The 6,827-nt window shown below is 37.1% G+C and carries 3 protein-coding genes and 1 pseudogene; 1 reads left to right on the forward strand and 3 read right to left on the reverse strand.

Features of this window, described 5'->3' with window-relative positions:
- Positions 1-77: 77 nt before the first annotated feature.
- The gene (gene rpsA / locus AC0UMU_RS13030) at positions 78-1,877 is read right to left on the reverse strand and encodes a 30S ribosomal protein S1 (RefSeq protein WP_009317779.1); all 1,800 of its coding nucleotides are present in this window, start codon (positions 1,875-1,877) and stop codon (positions 78-80) included.
- Positions 1,878-2,527: 650 nt separating this feature from the next.
- Between rpsA and AC0UMU_RS13035 the strand changes: the two genes are divergently transcribed.
- A complete protein-coding gene (locus AC0UMU_RS13035) occupies positions 2,528-4,975 on the forward strand; it encodes a fibronectin type III domain-containing protein (protein ID WP_288641529.1) in 2,448 nt (815 codons plus the stop codon).
- A 132-nt stretch (positions 4,976-5,107) separates the two neighbouring features.
- Here AC0UMU_RS13035 and corA read toward each other — a convergent pair whose 3' ends face one another.
- On the reverse strand, positions 5,108-6,184 hold the full coding sequence (gene corA / locus AC0UMU_RS13040; protein ID WP_022391299.1) for a magnesium/cobalt transporter CorA: 1,077 nt from the start codon (positions 6,182-6,184) through the stop codon (positions 5,108-5,110).
- A 146-nt stretch (positions 6,185-6,330) separates the two neighbouring features.
- Positions 6,331-6,827: pseudogene (locus tag AC0UMU_RS13045) on the reverse strand (LPS-assembly protein LptD); the annotation flags it as partial.

Consider the following 6,827-nt stretch of genomic DNA (forward strand, 5'->3'; position numbering starts at 1 on the left):
ACCGAAATAAACAATAGCAAAAGGGGCTATCCGACTTTTTGGACAGCCCCTTTATTTAGGATATGGCTATTCTCGGATTATTTCTTTTCCGATTCCAATTTTTCTTTCAATGCAGCAAGCTCTTCAATATCACCCAAAGTAGTTTTCTCTACATTGCTGTTGATAGCTGCAGTTTCATTTTCTGCTTTGGCTGCTTTCTTAGCAGCTTTCTTGGCTGCAGATTCTTTTTTAGCTTCTGCCTTAGCTTCGTCTTCGAAAATGCGGCTGTGAGACAAAATGATACGTTTAGCATCTTTATTGAATTCGATTACTTTGAAAGGTAATTTTTCTTCCAGTTGAGCTTGAGTACCATCTTCTTTTACCAAATGTTTCGGAGTTGCAAATCCTTCGACACCATAAGGTAATGCGATAACAGCGCCTTTGTCGAGCATTTCGATAATTGTTCCTTCATGAACCGAATCGACAGTAAATACTGTTTCGAATACATCCCAAGGATTTTCTTCGAGTTGTTTGTGACCGAGGCTTAAGCGACGGTTTTCTTTGTCGATTTCCAAAACTTGAACTTCGATTTCTGCACCGATTTGAGTAAATTCTGACGGATGTTTGATTTTCTTAGTCCAAGACAGATCTGAGATATGGATCAGACCGTCAACACCTTCTTCGATTTCAACAAATACACCGAAGTTAGTGAAGTTACGAACTTTAGCCATGTGGCGAGAACCTACGGCATATTTAGCTTCGATATTTTCCCATGGATCTGGTTTCAATTGTTTGATACCTAAAGACATTTTACGTTCTTCACGATCCAAAGTCAAAATAACGGCTTCTACTTCATCTCCTACTTTCATGAAGTCTTGTGCGCTGCGTAAGTGTTGTGACCAAGACATTTCAGAAACATGGATCAAACCTTCGACACCCGGAGCAATTTCGATAAATGCACCATAGTCTGCCATAACCACTACTTTACCCTTTACTTTGTCTCCAACTTTCAGTTCAGAACTCAAAGCATCCCAAGGATGAGGAGTAAGTTGTTTCAGGCCGAGAGCGATGCGTTTCTTTTCATCATCGAAATCAAGGATTACGACATTCAATTTTTGATCGAGTGAAACGACCTCTTCAGGATGGCTGACACGTCCCCAGCTAAGATCTGTGATGTGAATCAAACCGTCTACGCCACCCAAGTCGATGAATACACCGTAAGAAGTGATATTCTTAACAGTTCCTTCAAGTACTTGTCCTTTTTCGAGTTTGGCGATAATATCTTTTTTCTGTTGTTCCAGTTCTGCTTCGATGAGAGCTTTGTGAGAAACAACGACATTTTTGAATTCTTGGTTAATTTTTACCACCTTGAATTCCATAGTTTTGCCCACGAATACATCGTAATCTCGAATCGGTTTAACATCGATTTGAGAACCCGGCAAGAAGGCTTCGATACCGAATACATCAACGATCATACCGCCTTTGGTACGGCATTTGATAAACCCTTTAATGATTTCATCGTTTTCAAGAGCCGAGTTAACACGATCCCAAGAACGGGTAGCACGCGCTTTTTTGTGAGAAAGCACCAATTGGCCTTTTTTATCTTCCTGACTTTCAATATACACTTCGACAGTGTCTCCGACTTTTAAATCAGGGTTGTAACGGAATTCGTTCATCGAAATAACGCCGTCCGATTTGTAACCGATGTTTACGACAACTTCTCTTTTGTTCATAGAGATAACCGTTCCTTCGGTTACTTCTTTGTCTTTTACAGTGTTAAGAGATTGATCATAAGTGTTGATCAATTCTTCACGGCTTTTTTCACCTAACACTTCGCCTTTTTCGTAGGCATCCCAGTCGAAATTTTCAACGGGTGAGTTTTTTAATTCTTGATCCATTTGTTTAAATAATTGATTTTCTTGTTAATAAGTTAGACATTATATGGTCTCAAAATCGGGGCAAAGGTAGTGATTTATTTTGATATACAAAGAGTTCTGAAACCCTTTTTTGATTGTAAATAAAATATTTTCATAAAATTCAAACACTTCTTGATGATATTTTGGGCGGAAAATTTATACAGGATTTTAATTGTGTATTTTTTATCTCTTGTCGAATATATCAATCGAGTTAATGCGGAAATGCTTATTTACTATTCTTTTTTTAATTGATTGGTAGTATATTCTTTCTTGTTAGTATTATTGGAAATTTGTGTAATAGGTATATTTATCATAATGTTTAGATCTCATAATTTGTGTTTTATATATTTATTAACATTTCTGAAGATTGAATGATCGTGTTCTATTTTTAAGATAAAAATTTAATTCTTTAAATAGGAATAGAAAGTATAGTTCTTTGAAATACGTTGTTTTTATCTTTTGAATTTACCGTATAATAGAATAGTGGAATTGCTTATTTAGAATTTATATAAATAGTAAATCTTTTAGGGAAACGTTAACAATGTTTTATATTATAATATTTGTAATCAAAACATCTACATTTGCTTCGATTTTTTAGAAAAATAGGTATTAATCAATAAAAGAAGAGTAATATGAAAGATTTACGACTCACGTTTTTTTTAAGTTTATTATTTTGTTTAGGTAATTTACGACTTTCGGCACAGGAGGCACAATCGCTGCCATTGAATATTACAAGTAATAATCAGCTTTTTTCCCGCTCTGAAAGTGGTACGGCTAAAGCATCTGTCTCGGGAACGAATCAGATTTCTTTTATAAAGGATGGTTCAAAAACGGGAGAGTCTTCGGCTGTTATTTGGATTGGTGATGTTCCCGGACGTTTGAAAATGACTGTGGGTAAAAATGGTTCTGTTTGCACAAGCCATACAAACTCACTGACAGTATATGCCTCGAGCGATAATATTTCTTATCGGCAGTTGGGTAGTTTTAATCATGAAAGCGGTACTGTGGAGTTTGACCAACCATTGAATAAAGATGATCGTTACATACGTTTCTACTATGATGTGACTGCATCGGGTTGGTTTGGATTAAATTACTGTGCTCATGGCTGGATACCGACTATTACGATTACAGAGCCTATATCTTTCCCTTCTTCAGTGGTGACGGATACGATTACTGGAGGTGCATCGTTTACCGGAAAATTTACAGTGAATTACTCCAACCCTTCGGGTGATTTAATATTGATTTCTTCTGATCCGAATATTGTTCTTCAGACCACTCGAATTAATGGAGTTTCTGGGCAAGAAGGTAGTCAAGAAATATCATATATATACAATCCTTCGGTAACTGGAGCAAAACATGCGGATATTACGGTGACAGATGAGGGAAATAATACGTATTCGAAAGTATTGGGATTGGACATTATCACCGTTCTTCCTGAAGCTCCTTCTGTGGAAGCAGCTGATAATATTGATTTGACTTCGTTTCGAGTAGCATGGCAACCGGTAACAAATGCTTCTTCATATTTGTTGACGGTAACGGATGCCGATGGTGATATAGTAGGGGAGTATAATGATTTTGTTGTTACTGAGGCGACATCGGTCGACATTACAGGGTTAGTACCCGGTACATTATATAAATATTCGGTGAAAACAAAAATTGAAGATTTTGTATCTGAGGCTTCTTTGGTAAAAGAAGTAATGACATTGAAACCTGTGATTGCTCCCCTTGTTATAGAGACTTTTGAATCGGTTGCAGGTATATCGTCATTGCAAACCTTAACAGTTGGTGCGACCGATTTGTATGGTGATATTTCAGTGGTTATATCGGGAGATGACGCTGCATTATTTACTTTGGGAGAGGGAGAAGAAACTATTGGTAAGGATGCTGATTCTAAGCAGTTACATATAACTTATACACCGGTGAAGCCGGGAACTCATACGGCTAAGTTAACTTTAGTGTCGGAGTATGCCGAGCCGGTAACAGTGGTGTTGAACGGTACGGCGACATTGCCTGCCCCTACAGGATTGATTACAACGCAAGTTACACCTGACGGTTTTTTCGCTAATTGGGATGCTGTTATGGGTGCTACTGTGTATGAACTTACTGTTGTGACTGTAGAAGGAAAACCTGTTGACGGATATGTTGCTAAAGAAGTGGATGCTGGTACAGTTTGTCAAATAACCGGTTTGAGTCCTGCTACGGCGTATATTTTTAAGATAGTAGCCAAGTATGGAGAGTTTGTTTCGCCGGAAGCTGTTTCGGAAATGATAACAACATCTGTAGTTCCGGTTATTGAGACGCCTGTTATTCCAAAATTTACAACAGAAGTTTCTGTCGTTGCTGAACAGCAAATAACGATTTCAGCTACAGATCTATATGATGATATTACAGTTTCTATAACGGGTGCGGATGCTGATAAGTTCGATACAGATGTGCTAATTTTGGATAAGTCGGGTCTTATGCAAATTACGATAACTTATGAGTCTGAAGAGGTAGGAGAGCATGAGGCGGTTCTTTCGTTGACTTCGGATTATGCCCAGTCGGTGAATGTAGCATTGAACGGGACATCTTCGCTGGCAAAACCTGTTATTGCTGTTGGTGATGTGTGTGAAGGTAAAATTCCAGTAAGTTGGAATGTCGTTGCCGGAGCTGCTGAGTATCACGTAACTTTATATAAAGGAGATGTTCCGGTGGATGGGTATGATGATATTGTGACGGATGAAACGAATTTTACGTTTATGGATTTGACCGGTTCTACTCAATATTTTGTAGTTATAACCGCCACTTCAGGAGATTATTTTACAGCTTCGGAAAAGATTGCTGTAATGACGCTTCCGACCGGATTAAGTACAGCTTCAGCCGAGGTCGTGACCGTATATCCTAATCCGGTTGTTTCAAATATCTGTATTAAGGGTATAGTAGCCAAAGAAGCAAAAATATATTCGGTGAACGGACAACTTCTCATGTCTGTCTTCCCTGTAGATAATAAAATAGATGTTTCGTCTCTTGTTCAAGGTGTATATTCGATTTTGATTAAGTCAGATACAGATATTGTCCGCTTACAATTTATCAAAAAATGATTTTTAATTGATTTTATATGAGTGATGAAATGGACACTGAAAGTTTTTTATCCAACTTTCAGTGTCCATTTCAAAAACAGAAAGCATTCTCAAAAAATATTAAACTCGATCCGTGCAAAATTTAGACAGGCTTTAATACCAGTGTTGTTTTTTTATGTACCACCACACTCCGATAACGATAATCCCCATTAATCCCCATGCCATTAGGTATCCATATTGCCATTCCAGTTCCGGCATTGACTTAAAGTTCATACCCCAAACGCCCACAACAAAAGTTAAAGGGATAAATATCGTTGTGACTACAGTCAGCCGTTTCATGATTTCATTCATTTTTAAATCATTGTTCGAGAAATATAGATCCAGTAAAGAAGCCTGAGTTTCTCTACATATTTCTATAGATTGTATAATGAATAACATCCGGTCTTCAAGATCATTAAAATATATCATGTCTTCGTCACAAATGAGTTTGTTCTCATTGTGTATCAGTTTATTAAAATCATCTTTTAAGGGGAGTATAGATTTTTTCAGTTGTAGGTAATCTCTTCGGTTCGCCTGTATTCGGTTGCCGAAATCATCACGAGGGTTTCCTGTAATGATTTCGTCTTCCATTGTGCCCAAAACATCTTCGAGGGTTGCAATAATGTCTAAATAATTGCTGAATACGTTATTTATCAACAAACAAAATAGGTAGTCTGTCGGGCGGTTGCGTACACGGGCAGTATTTTGAGTGATAGCTTTTTCTATATTATCGAAGAGCGGAAGATCTGATTCCTGAAAAGAAAATACGTATTCTTTACCCATAATTATACAAATATGTTCTTGCTGCAATTCTTTGTTTTCAGAGTAATAGAATGTATTTAGGATAAGGAATGTTTTATCTTCATAGGTCTCGATCTTCGCAATGTGTTGGCTGGTAAGTATATCTTGTATATCCGTAAAATGTAGCCCTAATGTTTTGCCTATGAGTGCAACAGTATGAGTGTCGGACAATCCGGAAATATGTATCCAATTCTTTTTACCGTTTTGGATGAGAGCCGGTAACTTTTCCGGAGATGTGAAAGAATGTTGGATATAATTATCGGCATCATATTGTGTAAGATAAATGTGCATTTCTCCTTTGCGATCTCCGGTATATATATATTCGTCTGTCAGCAGATTGTTTTTTATGTGCCGGTGTTTTTTCCGAAGGTTTGAGGCTTGTTTGTGCATGATTTCCTTTTTATGAGTCTTGTCTACAAAGTTAATAAACAAAAAGATAAAAAGATAGATATTTTCGTCACTTTATAATAAGAATATGTTGGATAGCCGATTTTTATTCCCCACTAAAAACTTTATCGAAAAACAAAAATATAAGGTTAATACCATTTTAAGCGATCATAAGAGTTTCCGCTCTTATCCCATTTTAAATCACTTAATAATGAAGACTTCACGCTGATATGGAAATTATAGGATTTGTAAGGACCCACCGGAATAAAGTTTGCACTCATAGTCCAGCAGTGCATATCACGGGTAATGCCACAGTTCATATATGCTATTTTTTTTGCGTCGAAATCATAACTTGCCGAGAAATTGAATGACCAATTCTTTGTGGGTTGAATGCGTCCTGAAAAGCTGAGATTTTGTGTGATCTTTCCGTTATATTCCATTTTCTTTTTATTGAAAGTGCCATATCCGTAATTGATCGAATAGTTAACCGATAGGCTCCAGGGAACATTCCATACCATATATCCGTCTTTCATTTCTAATCCGGAGTCTTCTGTTTTTTCTTGACTTTCGTTTTCTCTGTTTTCAGTGTTTTCTGTATTATTATCAATCGGAGTTTCGTTAGTCGAAGTTTCTGTCTCTTTAGTAT

This window comes from Coprobacter fastidiosus, from assembly GCF_982245605.1.

Coding starts and splice junctions, on each gene's coding strand:
- rpsA (WP_009317779.1), bottom strand. CDS start 1,877: ATGGATCAAGAATTAAAAAACTCACCCGTTGAAAATTTCGACTGGGAT.
- AC0UMU_RS13035 (WP_288641529.1), top strand. CDS start 2,528: ATGAAAGATTTACGACTCACGTTTTTTTTAAGTTTATTATTTTGTTTA.
- corA (WP_022391299.1), bottom strand. CDS start 6,184: ATGCACAAACAAGCCTCAAACCTTCGGAAAAAACACCGGCACATAAAA.